Below are 20,995 nucleotides of genomic sequence, written 5' to 3' on the forward strand. Positions count from 1 at the left end.
CAGGCGGTGGGCTCGGCTACAAAGACTTGCGGAGATTGACTGCGGGGATTTTCAAGGCTTCACGATACTTGGCGACGGTGCGGCGTGCGACAACGAAGCCCTGTTCGCCCAGCAGTTCGGCGATGCGACTGTCGGAAAGGGGATTCCTCGGGTCTTCGGCTCCTATCAGTTGCTTGATCAAGGCGCGGATGGCCGTTGATGAAGCCGCGCCACCGGTTTCGGTGGACACGTGGCTGCCGAAGAAGTACTTCAGTTCGAAAGTACCCATCGGCGTGGCCATGTATTTATTGGTCGTCACCCGGGAGATGGTTGACTCGTGTAAACCCAGTGTATCGGCAATCTCCCGCAAAACCAAGGGGCGCATGGCGATTTCACCGTGGGTGAAAAAGTTCTTTTGACGCTCGACAATGGCCTGCGAGACACGCAGGATGGTGTCGAACCTTTGCTGGATGTTCTTGATCAGCCAGCGTGCCTCCTGCAGCTTCTGCTGCAGTCCGGCGGTACCGGTTTCGCCTTTGGCGCCGCGCAGGATCTGGGCGTACATATCGTTGATGCGCAGCCTCGGCATCACATCCGGATTGAGTTGCGCGACCCAGCCGCCGCCGCTCTTGCGCACGAACACATCGGGCACGACGAAATCGGCCTCGGGCCGGCTGTAGGCATGGCCGGGGTAGGGCGCCAGCGAGCGGATCAGGTCATGCGCGGCCTTCAGCGCGACTTCATCGACCTGCAGGGCCTTCTTCAGCCGCGTGTAGTCGCGTACCGCCAGCAGTTCCAGGTGATGGTTGACGATGGTCAGCGCCAGTTCGCGCTGCGGGTGTGTCAGCCGGCGCAATTGCAGCGCCAGGCATTCGGCGGCATTGCGCGCGCCCACGCCGGCCGGGTCGAAGCTCTGCAGCAGCGTCAGGATGGCGTGGACTTCGTCGGGGTCGAACTCGAGTTCTTCGGGCAGTTCCGCGCAGATCTCCTCGAGCGAGGCACTCAGGTAGCCATCGTCGTCGAGCGACTCGATCAGGAAGATGGCGAGCCCCTTGTCGCGCGCCGAGATCTTCAGCGGCGTCAGCTGCTCCATCAGGTATTCGCGCAGCGTGGGCTCGGCGTCGCGCAGCTGCATCGGCGTCTTTTCGTCCTCGTCGCCTTGCGGGCGGCGGGCGAAGTCGTCCAGGCTCCAATCGCTGTTGCCGTAGTCGTCGCCGCTGCTGTTGTCGCCGTAGCCGTCATCGGCGGCGCCTTCGGCGCGGGCATCGCCATTGCCCTGGGGCTCGGCGGGGGCGGGCGCAGGCGCGCTCTGTACGTTGACCGAGCCATCGGCGGCCACGCGCAGCGGGCTTTCGATCCAGTCGTTCTCCCGCTCGAGCAGCGGGTTTTCCGTGAGCGCCTGTTCGACTTCCTGCTGCAGTTCCAGCGTGGAAAGCTGCAGCAGCCGGATCGACTGTTGCAGCTGCGGGGTCAGTGCCAGGTGCTGGGAGAGGCGGAGCTGTAGCGACGGTTTCATGCGACCTATTTTATGCGCATCTTTCCGATGTTGGAACGGAAATTGCTATCGCTGGTGCGCTGTGATCGTCGCTGGCTCTCTGCGCCGCGGCGCCGCGGTTGCCCGCGGGCAGCGGGCAGCCTTGTCACATGCGGAAGTTCTCGCCCAGATAGACGCGCCGCACGGCGTCATTGGCGATGATGTCTTCAGGCTGGCCCGCGGCCAGCACCGTGCCTTCGCTGATGATGTAGGCGTGGTCGCAGATGCCTAGGGTCTCGCGCACGTTGTGGTCGGTGATCAGCACGCCGATGTTGCGCGCCTTGAGGAAGCTGACGATGCGCTGGATCTCGCCGACGGCGATCGGATCCACGCCGGCGAACGGTTCATCCAGCAGGATGAAGCGCGGCGACGACGCCAGCGCGCGCGCGATTTCCACGCGACGACGCTCGCCGCCGGACAGCGACAGCGCCGGGTTGTTGCGCAGGTGCGCGATCTGCAGGTCGTCGAGCAGGGCATCGAGGCGGCGCTCGATCTCGGCCTTGGCCAGCGGCTTGCCCTTGTCGAGCTGCAACTCCAGCACCGCGCGGATGTTTTCCTCGACATTGAGCTTGCGGAACACCGAGGCTTCCTGCGGCAGGTACGACAGCCCCATGCGCGCGCGCTCGTGGATCGGCAGGCCGCTGATGTGGTCGCCGTCGAGCACGATGTCGCCTTCATCCAGCGCCACCAGGCCGACGATCATGTAGAACGACGTGGTCTTGCCCGCGCCGTTGGGGCCGAGCAACCCGACCACTTCGCCGCTCTTGACGTCGAGCGAGACATCCTTGACCACCGTGCGTGAGCCATAGCGCTTCTTCAGGTGGCGCACGACCAGCGTGCTGCCACCGGGCAGGACGGCGTTGGCTTCGACGGAAGGCTTGTCGGCGAGGGTGGCGGTATCGGTCATGGGTACGGTCAGGGTTTGTTGGCGGGCGCGGGCGCCGACTTCAGGTCCAGCGGCGAGCCGCCGGCGGTGCCGGACTTCTGGTCCTGGCGCGGCGACAGCACCGCGCGCACGCGGCCCGACGGATTGGCGGCGGCGGCATCGCCGCTGCCGCCGCCCGCCGCGGTATAGAGTTCCTTGCGGCTGTCGTAGGTCAGCACCGCGCCGCGGATCTCGTCGACCAGCTTGGCGCCCTGCAGCCGCGCCATGCGGGCATTGCCGATCAGTTTGGAGAATTCCTGCTTGCCGTCGTATTCGATGCGATCGCCCCAGCCGTCGATGTATTCGTCGACGCCTTCGCGCTTCTGGCGGATATAGGCCTGCCTGCCCGGCTTCGAGGTGGCCACGGCGAACTGGTAGCCCTCGGGGTCGGTGCGCAGCTCGGCGGCGTCGGACTTCAGGATCATGGTGCCCTTGGTCAGCACCACGTTGCCGGTCAGCGTATAGATCTGCTTGACGTCGTCATAGCTGGCGTTGTCCGCCTCGAGCACCATCGGCTTGTCGCGGTCCGCGCGCTCGGCAAGGGCAGGCTGGGCCAGCAGGCCGAGGGCCATGGCCAGCGCGAGCAGGGCCGGGGCAGTGCGTCGACGGGACGATGTCGTCAGGGAAGCGGTCATGTTGGCAGGGTTGCTTGAGGGCGTCTGGATGCGTGGTGGTGCGGTTTGCGCGGACTTCGGCGCGCGCTGCGGGGCGGTGCCGGCCGGCACCGCGGGCGCCGCCGCGCCGGACCGGGAGTCAGGACCCTGGCGCACGGCCCGGCGACGGGCCGGTAATGATGGTGCCGCGCACATTGCCGAGCAATTGTACTTCGCGGGTGACGTTGTTGAAGATCAGTCCGTTGGCGGTCATGACCGACGGTCCGCGCGTCAGCTTGACGGGCTTGTCGGTCTTGACGATGTCGTCATTGACCAGCAGCTGGAAATAGCTCGATGCCGCGGTCAGCTGCGGATCCTTGGACGGATCCTTGCCCTGCTGGCGCAGTACGTAGCCGTTGCCGTACAGGTCAATCACCGTGCCTTCGGCGTTCATGCGGCCGGTGTCGGCGCGCGCCGTCACCGGCGGGCGGTCCGGCTCATAGGCGCGCATCGCGGGGCGGGTGACCTCGTAGGTCTGGTCGTCCTCGAAATGGACCATGCGCTCGCCGGTGAAGCGGATCTTGGTGCTGCCGTCGGGCGCCAGCTCGGTGGCCGAGAAGCGGTCCATGAAGTAATCCGGCTCGTGCTTCTTGGTGATCTGCGCGGCCTGGTCTTCCCTGGGGGAGTTAATCTGGACCAGCCAGAACGTGCTGCCCGCCACGATGGCCATCAGCAGCAGCGGCAGCAGCCGCATGACGATGCCGCTGAGGGAGGCGAGGAGTGCCTGCATGGTGTCCTTGGCGTTGTGCTGCTTGTGCAGTCAGTGTCGCGCCCGCTCAGATGACCTTGGCGCGGGTCAGGTCGTGGATATGCAGCGCGCCGGTCAGGCGCCCTTCGTCGTCCACCACCAGCAGCTGGTTGATGCGGTTGGCCTCCATCACCTGCACGGCCTCCACCGCGAGCTGGTCCTGGTTGACCACGTGCGGGTTGCGGTGCATGACCTCGCCGATCGGCACGGTCTTCCAGTCGCGCGGGGTTTCCAGCAGGCGGCGCAGGTCGCCGTCGGTGAACACGCCGATGGCGCGTCCGTCGGTATCCACCACCGCGGTCATGGCCATGCCCTTGCGCGTGATTTCCATCAGCGCCTGGGCCAGCGGCGTGCTTTCGCGCACCTGGGGCACGGCATTGCCGGTGCGCATCACGTCGCGCACATGGGTCAGCAGCTTGCGCCCGAGCGCGCCGCCGGGGTGCGAGCGGGCAAAATCTTCCTCGCCGAAGCCGCGCGCGTCGAGCACCGCCACCGCGAGCGCGTCGCCCAGCGCCAGCGCGGCGGTGGTGCTGGCGGTCGGTGCCAGGTTGAGCGGGCACGCTTCCTTCTCGACCGCCGCGTCCAGGTGTACGTCGGCCAGCCTGGCGAGGTTGGAGTCGGGGTTGCCGGTGACCGAGATCAGGCGCGCGCCGATGCGCTTGACGATCGGGATGATCGACAGCAGCTCGCCGGTCTCGCCGGAATTGGAGAAGGCAATCAGCACGTCGTCGCGCGTGACCATGCCGAGGTCGCCGTGGCTGGCTTCGGCGGGGTGCACGAAGAACGCGGGGGTGCCGGTCGAGGCCAGCGTGGCCGCGACCTTGCGGCCGATATGGCCGGACTTGCCGATGCCGGAAACGACCACGCGCCCGGTGCACTGCAGGATCAGCTGCACCGCATGGGCAAAGTCGCCGTTCAGGCGGCCGGAAAGTGCGGAAACCGCATCGGCTTCGGTCTGGAGCGTGTCGCGGGCGAGCCGGAGTGCTCGATCCGCATCGAAATTAGCTATCATGGCGACGAAGTATACCAACGAATGCGAACGCACCTGGGCCGAGCCGTGGCGCGCGTCGCGTTCGCCCGTGCTCGCCGTATTTCCGCCGGCAGGGTGCCCGTGCCGGCTCGGCCGCGCGCCTTGCCGGTCACCCTGACCGCCTGATGCATTCTCCGCTGGAACTGACCCTGGTGCTGCTGGCCGCCGCCGTGTTCGGCGTGGTCGCGTTCCGCATGCTGCAGCTGCCGCCGATGCTGGGCTACCTGGCCGTCGGCATCCTGATCGGGCCGCATGCGCTCGGGCTGGCCAGCGACACCGCGCAGACCAAGTACCTTGCCGAATTCGGCGTGGTCTTCCTGATGTTCTCGATCGGGCTGGAATTCAGCCTGGCCAAGCTGCGCGCGATGAAGCGGCTGGTGTTCGGCCTGGGCGGCTCGCAGGTGGTGCTGTCGATGTTGGCGGTGGTGCCGGCCAGCTGGGCCTTCAACTGGCTGTTCCCGTTGTCGTGGCAGGCTTCGGTGGCGCTGGGCGGGGCCCTGGCCATGTCTTCCACCGCGATCGTGTCCAAGATGCTGTCCGAGCGCATGGAGCTGGAAAGCGAGCACGGGCGCAACATCATCAGCATCCTGCTGTTCCAGGACCTGGCGGTGGTGCCGCTGCTGATCGTGATTCCAGCGCTGTCGCGCGATCCGGGCGACCTGGCGATGGCGCTCGGCCTGGCCACGCTCAAGATCGTGGTGGCGCTGGGCGCGATCTTCTTCCTGGGCCAGCGCCTGATGAGCCGCTGGTTCCATGTGGTGGCGGCGCGCCGCTCGCAGGAACTGTTCATGCTGAACCTGCTGCTGGTCACGCTGGGCATGGCGGCGCTGACCGAGCGGCTCGGCCTGTCGATGGCGCTGGGCGCCTTCATGGCGGGCATGCTGATCTCCGAGACGCCCTACCGCCACCAGGTGGAGGAGGACATCAAGCCGTTCCGCGACGTGCTGCTGGGGCTGTTCTTCGTCACCATCGGCATGCTGCTCAACATCCGCGTGGTGCTTGACCATATCTGGCTGGTGCTGGCGCTGCTGGTGGTGCCGGTGCTGTTCAAGCTGGTGCTGATCGCGGCGCTGGCGCGCGTGTTCGGCTCGCGCCAGGGCGTGGCCATCCGCACGGGCCTCGGGCTGGCGCAGGCCGGCGAGTTCGGCTTCGTGCTGCTGAACCAGATCGACGGCCTGAACCTGGTCGACCCGGTGCTGATCCAGGTGATCCTGGCGTCGATGCTGCTGTCGATGCTGGCGGCACCGTTCCTGATCCAGTACAGCGACGCCATCGTGCTGCGCTTTGCCGCCAACGAATGGCTGATGCAGTCGCTGAACATGACCCGCATCGCCGCCCAGAGCCTGCAGACCGAGAAGCACGCCATCATCTGCGGCTTCGGCCGCAGCGGCCAGAACCTGGCGCACATGCTGGAGCGCGAGGGCATCAACTACGTGGCGCTCGACCTGGACCCGGACCGCGTGCGCGAAGCCGCCGCCGCGGGCGATACCGTGGTCTACGGCGACGCCGGCCGGCGCGAGGCGCTGATCGCGGCGGGCCTGCACCGCGCCGCCGCGCTGATCGTGACCTATGCCAACACGCAGTCGGCGCTGAAGGTGCTGCACCATGTGCAGGAACTGGCGCCGGGGCTGCCGGTGATCGTGCGCACGGTCGACGATTCCGAGCTCGACACGCTGCAGAAGGCCGGCGCCACCGAGGTGGTGCCCGAGATCATCGAAGGCAGCCTGATGCTGGCCTCGCACGCGCTGGTGCTGCTGGGCGTGCCGATGCGCCGGGTGGTGCGCGGCGTGCAGCAGGCGCGCGATGCGCGCTACAGCCTGCTGCGCGGCTATTTCCACGGCCGCGACGACGAAGAGGACATGGTCGAGCGCGACTCGGTGCGGCTGCATTCGGTGTCGCTCGGGCCGCAATCCACCGCGGTGGGCAGGCGCCTGGGCGTGCTCGGGCTGGAGCGCATCGGGGTCGAGGTGACCGCGGTGCGCCGGCGCGGCATCCGCGCCTTCGACCCCGAGCCGGAAACCGTGCTGGAGCCGGGGGATATCGTCGTGCTGCGCGGCCCGCCCGAGGCGCTGGAGGCCGCCGAGATGCGCATCCTGAACGGCTGAGCACCCGCACCGGCGCCGCGGCCGGCTCAGTGCGGCCGCGGCTCGACCCAGGACTCCGGCAGGTTGTCGAGCACCGCGCGCGCATCCAGCGAGCGGATCGGCACGTCGCGATCGGCCGGGATGCGGCCCTCGCCTTGCAGCATCAGGTAGCGCAGGCAGCACACCCGCAGGAAGGACGAGAAATTGCCCGCCACGGCTTCGCTGCCGCGGTGTTCGGTCAGTTCGTCGTGCAGGCGCGTGATCAGCTGGTTGACGGTCATGCCGTCGCGCTGCGCCAGTTCTTCCAGCACTTCCCAGAACAGGCTTTCCAGGCGGATGCTGGTGGCCGCGCCGTGCAGGCGCAGCGAGCGCGACTGGCTCTGGTAAGACGCCGGATTGGCGCGGATAAAGATTTCACACATCAAGGGCTCCCTGGCGGGCGGCGCGGCCGGCAGGCTGGGTTGCATGGCCGGCCTTGGCAGGCCATGCATCACGCGCGCGGCGCCGCGTGCGGAAAGCACTAATGTACGATCCGCGTGCCCAGCACCGCAAGAAACTGCGCCAGCCAGGCCGGATGCGCCGGCCAGGCCGGGGCGGTGACGAGGTTGCCGTCGGTGTGGGCCTGGTCGACCGGGATCTCGGCATAGATGCCGCCGGCCAGCTTTACTTCCGGCGCGCAGGCCGGGTAGGCGGAGCAGGTCTTGCCTTCCAGCACGCCCGCGGCCGCCAGCAGCTGGGCGCCGTGGCACACCGCGGCAATCGGCTTGCCGGCCTGGGCAAAGTGCCGCACGATCTCCAGCACGCGCGCATTCAGGCGCAGGTATTCGGGGGCGCGCCCGCCGGGGATGACCAGCGCGTCGTAGCCGGCCGGGTCGATCTCGGCAAAGCTGGCGTTGAGGGTGAAGTTGTGGCCGCGCTTCTCGCTGTAGGTCTGGTCGCCCTCGAAATCATGGATCGCGGTGGCGCAGGCCTCGCCCGCCCGCTTGTCGGGACAGACGGCATGGACGGTGTGGCCCACCATCTGCAGCGCCTGGAACGGCACCATGGTTTCGTAGTCCTCGGCGTAGTCGCCCACCAGCATCAGAATCTTTTTTGCCATCGTGGTCTCCTGTATGGTTACGGGTGTCCGGCGGGTGCCGGACGCGGCAAGCCGGCGCGGGCAGCCTGTCCTGCCGGCAGGGCCATTGTGCTGGGCGCCCCGCGGGCGCGGGTGGTAATGGGTTACCACGCGGGGGTTACCACGCGGGGTTACCACGCCGGCTTACCACGCTGGGTTAGCGCGTCGCCCACATGCCGCCGCCACCGCTTTCTGACCGGCGCGCCGTGCGCCCATCCCGATCCTATGGCAGATTCCATCATCCAGTCCCCCGACCTCGGCGACGTCACCGGCTACCTGCGCGACCGCATCCGGACCGTGCCGGACTGGCCCCAGCCAGGCGTGATGTTTCGCGACATCACGCCGTTGCTGCAGGACCCCAAGACCCTGCGCGTGCTGATCGACGTGTTCGTGCACCGCTATATGGACGCGAAACTGGACCTGGTCGCCGGCATCGATGCGCGCGGCTTTATCCTGGGCGCGATCGTCGCGTACGAGCTGAACCTGGGCTTCGTGCCGATCCGCAAGAAGGGCAAGCTGCCGTTCCAGACCGTGGCCGAGGAATACGAACTGGAATACGGCAGCGCCACGGTGGAGATCCATGCCGACGCGTGCCGGGCCGGCGACCGGGTGCTGCTGGTCGACGACCTGATCGCCACCGGCGGCACCATGATGGCCGGGCGCAGGCTGCTGGAGCGCCTGGGCGCGACCGTGGTGGAGGGCGCCGCCATCGTCGACCTGCCCGAGCTGGGCGGATCGAAGCTGCTGCATGGCGCCGGGCTGCCGCTGTTTACCGTGTGCAAATTCGAGGGGCACTGAGCGATGCGCGCGCAAGCTAAGACCCACGCAAGGAGCGTCCATGCCTGACCTGCTGCTGTTCCTGCTGACCTCGGTCGCCGTGACCGTGGCCCCGGGGCCCGACAACCTGCAGGTGCTGGCGCGCGGCATGGCGCAGGGCCGGCGCGCGGGCCTGGTGGCGGCGCTGGGCTTTTCGGTCGGCTGCCTGTTCCATACCGTGATCGCGGCGGTGGGGCTGGCCGCGGTGCTGCGTTCCTCGCCGCTGGCCTTCCAGCTGATCAAGTACGCCGGCGCCGCCTACCTGATCTGGATCGGTATCCAGGCGCTGCGTGCGAAGGGCGGGCTGGCGCAGGGTGGCGAGGTCGATGCCGTGCCGCTCGCGCGGGTGTTCCGCCAGAGCGTGCTGGGCAACATGCTGAACCCCAAGGTGACGCTGTTCTTCCTGGTGTTCCTGCCGCAGTTCGTGCGCACCGATGCCGCGCATCCCGGCCTGCAGTTCCTGCTGCTGGGCGTGGTCTTCATGCTGCAGACCGCGGTAGTGTTCTCGCTGTTCGGGCTGTGCGCGGGCTGGCTGGGCGCCTGGCTGCGCCGGCGGCCGGCCACCGGGCGCTGGCTGGACCGCGCTGCCGGGGCCATCTTCGTCGGGCTCGGCATCAAGGTCGCGCTGCCCTGAGCCAGACCCTGGCAGCGCCGCCGGCGCTGCGCTGCCGCATCGTCGCGGCGGCTGCCCCGGCGTTGCGATGTTGCCCGCGCCCCGCAGCGCGGGGCCCACGACGTTGCCGGTGCCGGGGGCCGGGCGCATAATGAGCCCTTGACAATGACACGATGACCGGGCGGAGCCTCCAGTCAGTATTCGGCACCGGTCACGCAAAGGCGCACCATGGGCGTTCTCCTTCACCTGTTATCGGGCGTTGCCCTGCTCGTCTGGGGCACCAATATCGTCAAGGTCGGCATCCTGCGCGTCTACGGCGCCAACCTGCGCCACGTGCTGTCGACCAGCGTCTCCAACCGCTTCACCGCCTTCCTCGCCGGACTGGGCGTTACCGGGCTGGTCCAGAGCAGCAACGCCACCGCCGTCATCGTCAGTTCCTTCGTCGGCCAGGGCCTGATTGCCGTGGCGCCGGCGCTGGCGATCATGCTGGGCGCCAACGTCGGCACCGCGCTGATGGTGCAGGTGTTCTCGCTCGACCTGTCGTGGCTGTCGCCGCTGCTGATCTTCGTCGGCGTGATCTGCCACCTGACCTGGAAGGGCAGCAAGCCCGGCCACGTCGGGCGCGTGCTGATCGGCCTGGGCCTGATCACGCTGGCGCTGGAACTGATCTCGATCGCGACCCGGCCGGTAGTGCAGGCCGCCGGCGTCAAGGTGCTGTTCGCCTCGCTGACCGGCGATTCGGGTCTCGACATGCTGGTCGGCGCGTTCCTGACCATCCTGTGCTATTCGAGCCTGGCGGTGGTGCTGTTCTGCGGCGCGCTGGCCTCGGCCGGGGTGGTGTCGATCCACGTGGCGCTGGCGCTGGTGCTGGGCGCCAACCTGGGCTCGGGCGTCTCGGCGCTGCTGACCACCTCGGGCAACAACCAGCCGGGCAAGCGCGTGACGCTCGGCAACCTGCTGTCGCGCCTGCTGGGCTGCCTGATCGCGCTGCCGCTGCTGGGGCAGGCCGAGGAACTGCTGGCGCTGGTCGACCACGAGCCGCAACGCCTGATCGTCAACTTCCACCTGCTGTTCAACGTCGCGCTGGCGGTGCTGCTGCTCGGCGCCACCGCGCCGCTGGCGCGCCTGTGCGAAAAGGTGCTGCCCGGGCGCAATACCGGCGACAGCCAGGTCACGCCGCGCCATCTCGATACCGCCGCGCTGTCGACGCCCACGCTGGCGCTGTCCAACGCCGCGCGCGAAGTGCTGCGCATCGGCGACCGCATCGAGCAGATGCTCGACAACATGCTGCGCGTGCTGCGCACCAACGATGCCAAGCTGGCCACCGCCACCTGCCGCATCGACAACGAGGTCGACGACCTCTACACCGCGATCAAGCTCTACCTGACCCGCATCAGCCTGGAAGCGCTGGACGAGCGCGACGGCCAGCGCTGGACCGAGATCATCTCGCTCACCATCAACCTCGAGCATGCCGGCGATATCATCGAGCGCATCCTGCTCGATACCAAGGACAAGAAGATCGCCCACAACCTGATGTTCTCCGAGGCCGGCATGCAGGAGATCGCCGAAATGCATGCGCGGCTGGTGGCCAATCTGCGCCTGGGTTTGTCGGTGTTTCTCAACGGCGACCTCAAGAGCGCGCAGGCGCTGATGGCGGAGAAGGCCAACTTCCGCGAACTGGAGCGCAAGTACGCGCGTACCCACCTGCAGCGCGTGGCGGTGCAGACGGCGGAAAGCGTCGAGACCAGTTCGCTGCATCTGGATGTGATCAGCGAGCTGAAGCGGCTCAATTCGCTGTTCTGTGCGACGGCCTATCCGGTGCTCGAGCAGGCTGGGGTGCTGAATCGCAGCCGGATGAAGGAAGACGACGTGGCGCCGGTCACCAGCGTGCAGGCGGCGCGGCCCTGAGCGGCACGGCTACAGCTTGTAGCCGAACTTGCGCAGCAACGCCTTTCGTTCCGCCACATCCGCATCGGTCTCGATCCCGAGCGGCGAGGCGCCGTCGATCACCCCTACCACGCCACGCCCCGCATCGGTCTGCGCGATGATCACCTGCGTCGGGTTCGCGGTCGCGCAGTAGATCCGGCACACCTCCGGCACGGCGCGCACCGCGCCCAGCACGTTCACCGGGAAGAAGCCGTCGCCGAGGAAGATCAGGAAGCTGTGGCCCGCGCCGATGGCGCGCGCGTTCTCGCAAGCCATGTCGATCAGGTGCTCGTCGGTGCCCGACCAGCGCACCAGCCGCTTGCCCGAGGCCTCGCAGAACGCCAGCCCGAAGCGGATGCCGGGCACCGTGCCCACCAGCGCCTCGTGCAGGTCTTCCACGGTCTTGATGAAATGCGACTGGCCGAAGATAAAGTTGGTGGCTTCCGGCTTGGCAACCGGTACGACCGTCAGTTCCATGGCGTGGCTCCTGTGCGACGGGTGTCGCCGTCCGCTTCATGGTAGGGCGCGAGGTAGCGAAAGCAAGCCGGCGCCTGCTATACCGGATGGGTTGGCCCACCAGCGGAGCCGCCCATGACCGCCTTTTGCAGATGGCTTGCCGCGCTTGCCCTCGTCCCGACGCTTGCCGCCGCCGAGGTCGCTCCGGCATCACAGCGTGAAATCGCGCTGAGCGAACTGCGGCACCCGCATGTCGTGGTGGTGTTGCGCCATGCCAGCGCGCCGGGCGTGGGCGACCCGCCCGGGTTCCGGCTGGCGGATTGCGCCACCCAGCGCAACCTCGACGCGCGCGGACGCGAGCAGGCGGCGCGGCTGGGACAGAGCTGGAAAGCGGCCGGCTTCCGGCCGACGCAGGTGTGGAGCAGCGCCTGGTGCCGCTGCCAGGACACGGCGCGGCTGCTCGCGCTGGGACCGGTGCAGGTGCAGCCGCTGCTCAATTCGTTCTTCGGCGCGGATGCGCAGCGCCGCGACGCGCAGGTCGCGCAGCTGGCGCGGCTGATCGACGGTCTAGACCCGCGCGGCGGGCCCTACCTGATGGTCACGCACCAGGTGGTGATCACCGCGCTGACCGGCCATCGCGCCGACAGTGGTGGCGGCGTGGTGATCGAGTTGCCGCAGGCTGGCGCGCCGAGGCGCACGCGGGTGTTGCCGGCTGGTGGGCTGGATTGAGCCGCAGCCCGGCCGACAGTCCGGCGGACAGTCCGCGTGTCACGCGCGCTTGAGCAGCGGCGCCAGATACTTCCCCGTAAAGCTCGCCTTGCTCTTCGCCACCGCCTCCGGCGTGCCGCGCGCGATCACCTGGCCGCCGCCGGCGCCGCCTTCGGGCCCCATGTCGATCAGCCAGTCGGCGGTCTTGATGACGTCGAGGTTGTGTTCGATGATCACCACGGTATTGCCCTGGTCGCGCAGCTTGTGGATGACCTTGAGCAGCAGCTCGATGTCATGGAAGTGCAGGCCCGTGGTAGGCTCGTCCAGGATGTAGAGCGTGCGCCCGGTATCGCGCTTGGACAACTCCAGCGACAGTTTGACGCGCTGCGCCTCGCCGCCCGACAGCGTGGTCGCCGACTGTCCCAGGCGGATATAGCCCAGGCCCACGTCGAGCAGCGTCTGCAGCTTGCGCCGCACCACCGGCACCGCGCTGAAGAACTCGTGCGCCTGCTCGACGGTCAGGTCGAGCACCTCGGAGATGTTCTTGCCCTTGTACAGCACCTCCAGCGTTTCGCGGTTGTAGCGCTTGCCGTGGCAGACGTCGCAGGGCACGTACACGTCGGGCAGGAAGTGCATCTCGACCTTGAGCACGCCGTCGCCCTGGCACGATTCGCAGCGCCCGCCCTTGACGTTGAACGAGAAGCGGCCCGGGTCGTAGCCGCGCTCCTTGGCCGAGGGCACGCCGGCGAACAGTTCGCGGATCGGCGTGAACAGGCCGGTGTAGGTGGCCGGGTTGGAACGCGGCGTGCGGCCGATCGGGCTCTGGTCGACGTTGATGACCTTGTCGAAATGCTCCAGCCCCTCGATGCGGTCGTGCGCCGCCGGCTCGGGGGTCGAGCCGTACAGATGGCGCGCCACCGCGTGGTAGAGCGTGTCGTTGATCAGCGTCGACTTGCCCGAGCCGGACACGCCGGTGATGCAGGTCAGCAGGCCCACCGGCACTTCGGCGGTGACATTGCGCAGGTTGTTGCCGCTGGCGTTGACAATGCGCAGCAGCCGCTCGTCGTCGGGCGCGGTGCGCTGTTTCGGCACTTCGATGCGGCGCTGGCCGGACAGGTACTGCCCGGTCAGCGAAGCCGGCGATGCCTCGATCTGCCGCGGCGTGCCCTCGGCCACGATCATGCCGCCGTGCACGCCGGCCCCCGGGCCGATGTCGACGACGTAGTCGCAGGCGCGGATCATGTCCTCGTCATGCTCGACCACCAGCACCGAATTGCCGATGTCGCGCAGGTGCTTGAGCGTGCCGATCAGGCGGTCGTTGTCGCGCTGGTGCAGGCCGATCGAGGGCTCGTCCAGCACGTACATCACACCGGTCAGGCCCGAGCCGATCTGCGACGCCAGCCGGATGCGCTGGGCCTCGCCGCCCGACAGCGTGTCGGCGCTGCGCTCCAGCGACAGGTAGTCCAGACCGACGTTGTTGAGGAAGTTCAGCCGCGCGGTGATTTCCTTGACGATCTTGTCGGCGATCTCGCGCTTGGCGCCGTGCATGTCCAGCGTCAGGAAATAGGTCAGCGCGTCGCGCAGCGGCCAGCCGTTGATTTCATAGATCGCGCGCGCCTGTTCGCCGTCGCCCAGCTTGACGTGGCGCGCCTCGGTGCGCAGCCGCGTACCGTGGCAGGCCGGGCAGGGCTGGTTGTTCTGGTACTTGGCCAGTTCCTCGCGCACCGCGACCGAATCGGTCTCGCGGTAGCGGCGTTCCAGGTTGGGGATGATCCCTTCGAACACGTGTTCGCGCACCGTGGTGCGGCCGCGCTCGTTGATATAGGTGAAGGGGATTTCCTGCTCGCCCGAGCCGTGCAGCACCACCTGCTGCACCGTTTCGGGCAGGTCCTCGAACGCGGTGTCGGTGTCGAAATCGTAGTACGCCGCCAGGCTTTGCAGCATCTGGAAGTAGAACTGGTTGCGACGGTCCCAGCCCTTGATCGCCCCCGACGCCAGCGACAGGTTGGGGAAGGCCACCACCCGCTTCGGGTCGAAGAACGTGATCTGCCCCAGCCCGTCGCAGCTCGGGCACGCGCCCATCGGGTTGTTGAACGAGAACAGCCGCGGCTCCAGTTCCTGCAGCGAATACGAGCAGATCGGGCAGGCAAAGCGCGAGCTGAAGGTGTGCTCCTTGCCGCTGTCCATCTCCAGCGCCAGCGCGCGGCCGTCGGCCAGGCGCAGCGCGGTCTCGAACGACTCGGCCAGGCGCTGCTTGATGTCGGCACGCACCTTGACGCGGTCGACCACCACGTCGATGCTGTGCTTTTCGGTCTTCTTCAGCCTGGGCAGCTGGTCGACTTCATAGACCCGGGCCTGCGCCTCGTGCGCGGTACCGCCGCCCGAGCGGATGCGAAAGCGCACGAAGCCCTGTGCCTGCATGCTGTCGAACAGGTCCGAGTGCTCGCCCTTGCGGTCGACCACTACCGGCGCCAGGATCATCAGCTTGGTGTCTTCCGGCAGCGCCAGCGCCGCGTCGACCATCTGCGACACGCTTTGCGCCTGCAGCGGCAGGTTGTGGTCGGGGCAGTAGGGGGTGCCGGCGCGCGCGTACAGCAGCCGCAGGTAGTCGTGGATCTCGGTGACGGTGCCGACCGTCGAGCGCGGGTTGTGGCTGGTGGCCTTCTGCTCGATCGAGATCGCCGGCGACAGCCCCTCGATCAGGTCGACATCGGGCTTCTCCATCAGCTGCAGGAACTGGCGCGCATAGGCCGAGAGCGATTCCACGTAGCGGCGCTGGCCCTCGGCATAGAGCGTGTCGAAGGCCAGCGAGGACTTGCCCGAGCCGGACAGCCCCGTAATCACGATCAGCCGGTTGCGCGGCAGGTCGAGATTGATGTTCTTCAGGTTGTGGGTACGCGCCCCACGGATCTTGATTTCTTCCATATGCCGAAAAGTCGTCGCCAGGCGGGCCGCCCCGGCCGGAATGCGCACCCGGGCGCACCTCTCGGGGCCAGCCGGCATGGCCAGGTGACCCGGGAAGCGCGAAGGAGCAAACCTGTTAATATACCCAACTTCGGTTTCCGGGGTTGTCCGGCCACCAGCGGACCCGACCCTTGCCGCCCTCCGGCAACAGCCCGGCCCCGAATCCACACGATCCCACGATCGCAATGCCGTCGATCCAGTCTTCTTCCCCGGATACGGGTGCCGCCGACGCATCCCAAGTCCCCGCGCGCGAGCGCATGACGCGCGCCGAAGTGCGTGCCGCGGTGTCGCTGGCCAGCATCTTTGCGCTGCGCATGCTGGGCCTGTTCCTGATCCTGCCGGTCTTCGCCGAATACGCCCGGGCCCTGCCCGACGGGCAGGACGCCCAGCGCGTGGGCCTGGCCATGGGCATCTATGGCCTGATGCAGGCGTTCCTGCACATCCCGCTGGGCTGGCTGTCCGATCGCGTCGGGCGCAAGCCGGTGATGGTGGGCGGCCTGCTGCTGTTCATCGCCGGCGGCCTGGTGGCCGCGTTTTCCGACACGCTGTCCGGCATCATTGCCGGGCGCGCGCTGCAGGGCATGGGTGCGATCTCCGCCGCCATCACCGCCTGCATCGCCGACCTGACCCGCGAGCGCCATCGCACCAAGGCCATGGCGATGGTGGGCGGCAGCATCGGGCTGACCTTCGCGCTGTCGCTGGTGATTGCCTCGCCGCTGCTGCACAGCATCGGCATGTCCGGCATCTTCGGGCTGATGTCGGTGCTGGGCCTGGTCGCCATCGGCGTGACCGTGTTCCTGGTGCCGACCCCGCCGCCGCCGCACCCGGTGCGGCTGCCGTTGCGCAAGGTGCTGCTCAACGGCGACCTGGCGCGGCTCAATGTCGGCGTGCTGGCGCTGCATGCGTCGCAGGTGGCGATGTTCATGGTGGTGCCGGCGATGCTGGCCGACGCCGGCATGCCGCTGGACCAGCACTGGAAGGTCTACCTGCCGGTGGTGCTGGTGTCCTTCGTGCTGATGCTGGGGCCGATGATGGCGGCCGAGCGCTACGGCCGCGTGCGCCCGGTGCTGCTGGGCGCGGTCGCGCTGATGACCGCGGTGCAGCTGCTGTTTGCCGCGGTGCACGGGCTGTGGGCGATCGTCGGGGTGTTGCTGCTGTTCTTCGTCGCCTTCAATGTGCTGGAGGCCATGCAGCCTTCGCTGGTGTCGCGCTACGCCGCCGCCGCGCGCGGGGCGGCGCTCGGCGTCTACAACACCACCCAGGCGCTGGGCCTGTTCCTGGGCGGTGCCGCCGGCGGCTGGCTGCTCAAGCACGAGGGCCGCAGTGCCGTGTTCGTCGGCTGCGCGGCGGTGCTGTTGCTGTGGCTTATAATCGCCTGGAGCATGAAGGCGCCGCCGGCGCGCGGGCAGGAAGCCGCACCGGCGACCGCGGCCTGAGCCGCCGCCCGCTTTCGCATCATTTCGTAAAGCATTCGGGCCGGAAAGAGGCCTAGCATCATCGCGCCACCCGGCATTCTGGCGGGGGCGCGATGTTCGTTTACGTCGCGGCACGATCGCGTCAAACTACAACCCGCTTTCACCGTCATCGTATTGCCACGCTTTTCAACACCGCGCGTGGCTTTTGGAGAACATTCACATGGCATCGGTCAACAAAGTCATTCTCGTCGGCAACCTCGGCGCAGACCCCGAAACGCGCTACATGCCCAGCGGCGACGCCGTCACCAACCTGCGCCTGGCGACCACCGACCGCTACAAGGACAAGCAGTCCGGCGAGATGAAGGAAGCCACCGAATGGCATCGCGTGGCGATGTTCGGCAAGCTGGCCGAGATCGCCGCCCAGTACCTGCGCAAGGGCTCGTCGGTCTATATCGAGGGCCGCATCCGCACCCGCAAGTGGCAGGACCAGTCCGGCCAGGACAAGTATTCCACCGAGATCGTTGCCGACCAGATGCAGATGCTGGGTTCGCGCCAGGGCGGTGGCGGCGGTGGCGGCGATGAAGGCGGCTACGGTGGTGGTGGTGGCGGCGGTTATAGCCGCGAATCGTCGGGCGGCGGCGGCTATGGCGGCGGCCGTGGTGCCCAGGGCGGTGGCGGCCAGCAGGGCGGCGCTGCACGCCGTCCGCAGCAGCCGGCGTCGAACGGCTTCGAGGATATGGACGACGATATTCCGTTCTGAGTATCGCGACAGAATCCGCGAGCATTGCCCTGGAACCCCCGCGCTGCGGGGGTTTTTGCTTTTCTTGGGCCGGCACATGCGGGCGGGCCGCGCGGCCAGCTGCTTGCCGCTGTCTCGCGCCGCTGCCCAGGCGAAGCCCGCACAAACCGCATGACCTCATGCGCACACATTCGTATGCGCGACATGGGGCGAGCCCTATATTTTGCGTTCTTATTTTGTATGCAAAATGGAGGTGCCCGTGAGGGTGTGGAATGCAGGACGCGGCTACGCCATGCCCGTGGCAATGGCCGGGATGGTGGCGGGCATGGCTTGCGGGGCCAGCGGTCTGGTGCGCGCACAGCCGGCCCCGTCGGTTTCGGTCTATGGCCTGATCGACACCATGGCGAGGTACTCGGACAACAACCGCGGGGACCAGCGCCTGGCCGAACTGGGCGAGGGCTACTTCAGCGGCTCGCGCTGGGGCATGCGCGGCACCGAGGCGCTGGGCGGGGGATGGGCGGCGCTGTTCACGCTGGAAAGCGGCTTCGATCTCGCCACCGGCACCTCGCTGCAGGGGACGGCGACCGCCAACTACGGGCAAGCCGGCACGCAGGGCGCGGGCCGCTTGTTCGGCCGCCAGTCGTACCTGGGCGTCGAGCACCAGACGTGGGGCCAGCTGACCTTCGGCCGGCAGTTCACCACGGCCTACGATGCCACCTTCCGCTTCCAGCCCTACGGCCATCCCAACCTGGATGCGGTCGCGATCCTCAACGGCTACACCGGTCCGCGCCAGGACAACATGGTCAAGTATGCGGGCCGGCTGGGCGCGTTGTCTGCGGCCGCGCACTACACCTTCGGCGAAGTGCCTGGTGACGCGACGGCCGGCAGCAGCCGTGGCCTGGCGCTGGCCTGGACCACGGCGCGCATCGACGTGGGAGCACTGCTGCAGCGTACCGATGCGCTGCCGACCGCCGAGGCCCGCACGATCTGGGGCCTCGGCGGCAGCAGCCAGCTCGGCCGCGTCAAGCTGGCGCTGGGCTACCTGGACCACCGCTACCGCCTCGCCCCGACCCGCAACCATGTGCTGACCGGCGGCGCCACGCTGCAGGCAACGCCCGCGCTGGCGTTCTCGCTCGCCGCGGGCTATGACCGGCAGAGCGCCGCCAGCGGCCATCGGCTGATGCTGACCGGCGTGGCCGAGTACGCGCTGTCGCGGCGCACCAGCGTCTACGCCGAAGCCGACTTCAACCGCATCAGCGGTGCCTATGCGCTGCCCGCCTTCATGGGCGTGCGCGGCAACAAGTTTGGCGGCGGCGTCGGCCTGCGCCATCGCTTGTAAGGCGAGGAACGGACCATGGTTTCCAGAAGACAATGCATGGCGCGCCTGCTGGCGCTGCCGGCCCTGGCCGGCCTCCCCGCGCGTGCGGAGCGCGGCGCGGCATGGCCGCGGCATCCGGTGCGGCTGGTGGTGACGTTTCCGCCCGGCGGCTCCAGCGACATCGTCGCGCGCCTGCTGGCGCCGCTGCTGCAGGAGCGGCTGGGGCAGCCGTTCGTGACCGACAACCGCCCCGGCGCGGGCTCCACCATCGGCGCCGCGGCCGTGGCCGCCGCGCCCAACGATGGCTACACGCTGCTGATGTCGAACTCGGCCGCGCTGAGCATCTCGCCGTTCCTGCTCAGGCGGCCCGGCTACGACCCGGTGCACAGCTTTACCCATGTGCATTACATCGGCGCGGTGCCGATGGTGTTTGCGGTGCATCCGTCGGTGCCCGCGCGCAGCCTGGCGGAACTTGCGACGTGGATCCGCGCGCAGCGCGATCCGGTGCCGTTCGGCAGCGGCGGCGCGGCGTCGGTGGCGCACATCGTCGGCGAACTGTTCGGCCAGCAGGCCGGACTGAAGCTGATCCATGTGCCGTACAAGGGCGCAGGGCCCATGCGCGCCGACCTGCTCGGGGGGCAGATCCCGTTCGCGGTGGACGCGTTGCCGCAGAACCTGCCATCCCTGCAATCCGGCGACCTGCGCCTGCTGGCCGTGACGGCGGCCCGGCGGGTGCCGCAGGCGCCGCGACTGCCAACCGTGGCGCAGGCCGGCTATCCCGGCCTGCTTGCCGAAAACTTTGTCGGCGTGTCGGCGCCGGCCAACCTTTCCGAGGACATCGTGCAACGCTTGCATCAGCCCCTGCAGGACATCCTGCAACAACCGGCCGTGCGCGGCCGCCTGGAAGCCCAGGGCTTCGTCCTGGCCGAGCGCTCGCCCGAGGCCTTCGCCGCCTATGTGCGGCAGCAGGTGCAGGCATGGGGGCCGGTGGTCGCGGCCACCGGGGCGACGCTGTCATGAGCGCGCGCATCCAGGTAGTGCTGTTCGGGCCCGAGGGACGCGGCAGCTTCAACGAGGCCGGCCATGACGGCGCCATGCGCGCGCGCGCCGCCGGCCACGATGTCGCGGTGGCATGGATTGCCGACCCGGATCCGCAGGCGCGCGCCGCCGCCGTGCTGGCGCTGTGCGAAAGCGAACCGGACCTGGTCGTCGCCCACGGCGGCCAGGGCGACTATCCCGTCGCCGTGGCCGCCGCGCGCCATCCGCTGCGCCGCTTCGTGGTCACGCAGGGCAGCGTGCTGTGCGCCAATACCGCCAGCTACACCGTGCTGCAGGAACAGTCCGCCTTCCTTGCGGGCGTGCTCGCCGCAACGGACTCGCGCACCGGGGTGGTGGCGCACCTGTCCGGCGAGAAGGTGCGCCCGGGCCTGAAGGGCCGCGCGGCGTTCCTCCATGGCGTGCGCAGCGCCGCGCCGGGCATGACGGCGCTGACCACCTTCTGCGGCAACCAGCATGACCCGGGGCTTGCCAGCCGCGCCGTCACCGCGCAGGCCCGGGCCGGCGCCGACCTCGTCTTTGCGATGCTCGACGGTGGCCGCGACGGCGCCATCGCCGCCTGCCGCGCCAGCGGCATGCGCCAGATCGGCAACGTGCTCGACTGGACGCGCCGGCATCCGGAGGTGTTCGTGGCTTCGGCGGTGGCCGACAGCGGCCTGTGCATCGAGCACGCGATCGCGGATTTTGCGCGCGACCGCATTGCGTGGGGGTCGGTGCGTGCGTTCGGGCTGGAGACGCCGTCCGCGGTGCGGCTGGCACTGGGCCGCGATGTCAGCCAGGCCGCGCGCGTGGCACTCGACCACTGGAGCCAGCGGCTGCTCGACGGCAGCGTGGCGGTGGATGAAGACTATGCCGGTCCCGAGTTCGAGACCCGCGCCACGCAAGCGGCCGCCCGCTCATCGCATTGAGGGGGA

The 20,995-nt window shown here is 68.5% G+C and carries 20 protein-coding genes; 11 read left to right on the top strand and 9 right to left on the bottom strand.

All coding sequences use genetic code 11. The features are described from left to right. Nucleotides 1–16 precede the first annotated feature (16 nt). From A3AG_RS0128625 to A3AG_RS0128645, 5 genes are all read right to left on the bottom strand, one after another. Nucleotides 17–1,495, bottom strand: coding sequence for an RNA polymerase factor sigma-54 (locus A3AG_RS0128625; RefSeq protein ID WP_018008707.1), 1,479 nt, complete (start codon nucleotides 1,493–1,495; stop codon nucleotides 17–19). 124 nt (nucleotides 1,496–1,619) lie between these two features. After that, nucleotides 1,620–2,420 carry an LPS export ABC transporter ATP-binding protein gene (lptB, locus tag A3AG_RS0128630; RefSeq protein ID WP_018008708.1) on the bottom strand — a complete coding sequence of 267 codons (801 nt, stop codon included), beginning with the start codon at nucleotides 2,418–2,420 and terminating at the stop codon, nucleotides 1,620–1,622. An 8-nt stretch (nucleotides 2,421–2,428) separates the two neighbouring features. Next, a complete protein-coding gene (lptA, locus tag A3AG_RS0128635; protein WP_018008709.1) occupies nucleotides 2,429–3,073 on the bottom strand; it encodes a lipopolysaccharide transport periplasmic protein LptA in 645 nt (214 codons plus the stop codon). A 118-nt stretch (nucleotides 3,074–3,191) separates the two neighbouring features. Next, on the bottom strand, nucleotides 3,192–3,821 hold the full coding sequence (lptC, locus tag A3AG_RS0128640) for an LPS export ABC transporter periplasmic protein LptC (protein ID WP_018008710.1): 630 nt from the start codon (nucleotides 3,819–3,821) through the stop codon (nucleotides 3,192–3,194). A gap of 46 nt (nucleotides 3,822–3,867) precedes the next feature. Further along, the gene (locus tag A3AG_RS0128645; protein WP_026164543.1) at nucleotides 3,868–4,851 is read right to left on the bottom strand and encodes a KpsF/GutQ family sugar-phosphate isomerase; all 984 of its coding nucleotides are present in this window, start codon (nucleotides 4,849–4,851) and stop codon (nucleotides 3,868–3,870) included. Here A3AG_RS0128645 and A3AG_RS34275 point away from each other — a divergent pair. Next, complete coding sequence (locus A3AG_RS34275) at nucleotides 4,738–4,995, top strand: hypothetical protein (protein ID WP_167332282.1); 258 nt, start codon at nucleotides 4,738–4,740, stop codon at nucleotides 4,993–4,995. The genes A3AG_RS0128645 and A3AG_RS34275 overlap by 114 nt on opposite strands. Beyond that, nucleotides 4,995–6,974 (top strand): monovalent cation:proton antiporter family protein, encoded by a 1,980-nt coding sequence (locus A3AG_RS0128650; RefSeq protein ID WP_018008712.1) that lies wholly within the window; start codon nucleotides 4,995–4,997, stop codon nucleotides 6,972–6,974. The genes A3AG_RS34275 and A3AG_RS0128650 overlap by 1 nt, the downstream gene beginning before the upstream one ends. 26 nt (nucleotides 6,975–7,000) lie before the next feature. Here the strand turns inward: A3AG_RS0128650 and A3AG_RS0128655 are convergent, their stop codons facing one another. Next, nucleotides 7,001–7,375: a ribbon-helix-helix domain-containing protein gene (locus A3AG_RS0128655; RefSeq protein ID WP_012351671.1), complete on the bottom strand. Its 375-nt coding sequence runs from the start codon at nucleotides 7,373–7,375 to the stop codon at nucleotides 7,001–7,003. Between the two features lie 98 nt (nucleotides 7,376–7,473). Further along, nucleotides 7,474–8,052, bottom strand: coding sequence for a DJ-1/PfpI family protein (locus tag A3AG_RS0128660; protein WP_018008714.1), 579 nt, complete (start codon nucleotides 8,050–8,052; stop codon nucleotides 7,474–7,476). A 243-nt stretch (nucleotides 8,053–8,295) separates the two neighbouring features. On the opposite strand from A3AG_RS0128660, the gene A3AG_RS0128665 reads away from it, so the two are divergent. From A3AG_RS0128665 to A3AG_RS0128675, 3 genes are all read left to right on the top strand, one after another. Next, nucleotides 8,296–8,868, top strand: a complete 573-nt coding sequence (locus tag A3AG_RS0128665; protein ID WP_018008715.1) for an adenine phosphoribosyltransferase — start codon at nucleotides 8,296–8,298, stop codon at nucleotides 8,866–8,868. Between the two features lie 40 nt (nucleotides 8,869–8,908). Beyond that, the gene (locus tag A3AG_RS0128670; protein WP_018008716.1) at nucleotides 8,909–9,520 is read left to right on the top strand and encodes a LysE family translocator; all 612 of its coding nucleotides are present in this window, start codon (nucleotides 8,909–8,911) and stop codon (nucleotides 9,518–9,520) included. A gap of 207 nt (nucleotides 9,521–9,727) precedes the next feature. After that, nucleotides 9,728–11,407 carry a Na/Pi cotransporter family protein gene (locus A3AG_RS0128675; RefSeq protein ID WP_018008717.1) on the top strand — a complete coding sequence of 560 codons (1,680 nt, stop codon included), beginning with the start codon at nucleotides 9,728–9,730 and terminating at the stop codon, nucleotides 11,405–11,407. A gap of 9 nt (nucleotides 11,408–11,416) precedes the next feature. Here the strand turns inward: A3AG_RS0128675 and A3AG_RS0128680 are convergent, their stop codons facing one another. Next, nucleotides 11,417–11,902, bottom strand: a complete 486-nt coding sequence (locus A3AG_RS0128680; protein ID WP_018008718.1) for an adenosine-specific kinase — start codon at nucleotides 11,900–11,902, stop codon at nucleotides 11,417–11,419. Between the two features lie 114 nt (nucleotides 11,903–12,016). Here A3AG_RS0128680 and A3AG_RS0128685 point away from each other — a divergent pair, with 114 nt between their 5' ends. Then, nucleotides 12,017–12,610, top strand: a complete 594-nt coding sequence (locus A3AG_RS0128685; protein ID WP_018008719.1) for a histidine phosphatase family protein — start codon at nucleotides 12,017–12,019, stop codon at nucleotides 12,608–12,610. Between the two features lie 39 nt (nucleotides 12,611–12,649). On the opposite strand, the gene uvrA is transcribed toward A3AG_RS0128685, so the two are convergent. Next, nucleotides 12,650–15,514: an excinuclease ABC subunit UvrA gene (uvrA, locus tag A3AG_RS0128690; RefSeq protein WP_018008720.1), complete on the bottom strand. Its 2,865-nt coding sequence runs from the start codon at nucleotides 15,512–15,514 to the stop codon at nucleotides 12,650–12,652. A 224-nt stretch (nucleotides 15,515–15,738) separates the two neighbouring features. On the opposite strand from uvrA, the gene A3AG_RS0128695 reads away from it, so the two are divergent. The 5 genes from A3AG_RS0128695 to A3AG_RS0128715 all read left to right on the top strand — a co-directional run bounded on the left by A3AG_RS0128695 (nucleotide 15,739) and on the right by A3AG_RS0128715 (nucleotide 20,989). Beyond that, complete coding sequence (locus A3AG_RS0128695) at nucleotides 15,739–16,989, top strand: MFS transporter (RefSeq protein ID WP_018008721.1); 1,251 nt, start codon at nucleotides 15,739–15,741, stop codon at nucleotides 16,987–16,989. Between the two features lie 199 nt (nucleotides 16,990–17,188). Then, on the top strand, nucleotides 17,189–17,728 hold the full coding sequence (locus A3AG_RS0128700) for a single-stranded DNA-binding protein (protein WP_018008722.1): 540 nt from the start codon (nucleotides 17,189–17,191) through the stop codon (nucleotides 17,726–17,728). A gap of 238 nt (nucleotides 17,729–17,966) precedes the next feature. Beyond that, nucleotides 17,967–19,046 (top strand): porin, encoded by a 1,080-nt coding sequence (locus A3AG_RS0128705; RefSeq protein ID WP_035849933.1) that lies wholly within the window; start codon nucleotides 17,967–17,969, stop codon nucleotides 19,044–19,046. 36 nt (nucleotides 19,047–19,082) lie between these two features. Next, nucleotides 19,083–20,045: a Bug family tripartite tricarboxylate transporter substrate binding protein gene (locus tag A3AG_RS0128710; protein WP_018008724.1), complete on the top strand. Its 963-nt coding sequence runs from the start codon at nucleotides 19,083–19,085 to the stop codon at nucleotides 20,043–20,045. After that, entirely contained in the window at nucleotides 20,042–20,989 is a 948-nt protein-coding gene (locus A3AG_RS0128715) for a BMP family ABC transporter substrate-binding protein (protein WP_018008725.1), read from the top strand. Before A3AG_RS0128710 ends, A3AG_RS0128715 begins: the two co-directional genes overlap by 4 nt. The last annotated feature ends 6 nt before the right edge of the window (nucleotides 20,990–20,995 follow it).

The sequence above is a fragment of the Cupriavidus neocaledonicus genome, assembly GCF_000372525.1.
Lineage (GTDB): Bacteria > Pseudomonadota > Gammaproteobacteria > Burkholderiales > Burkholderiaceae > Cupriavidus > Cupriavidus neocaledonicus.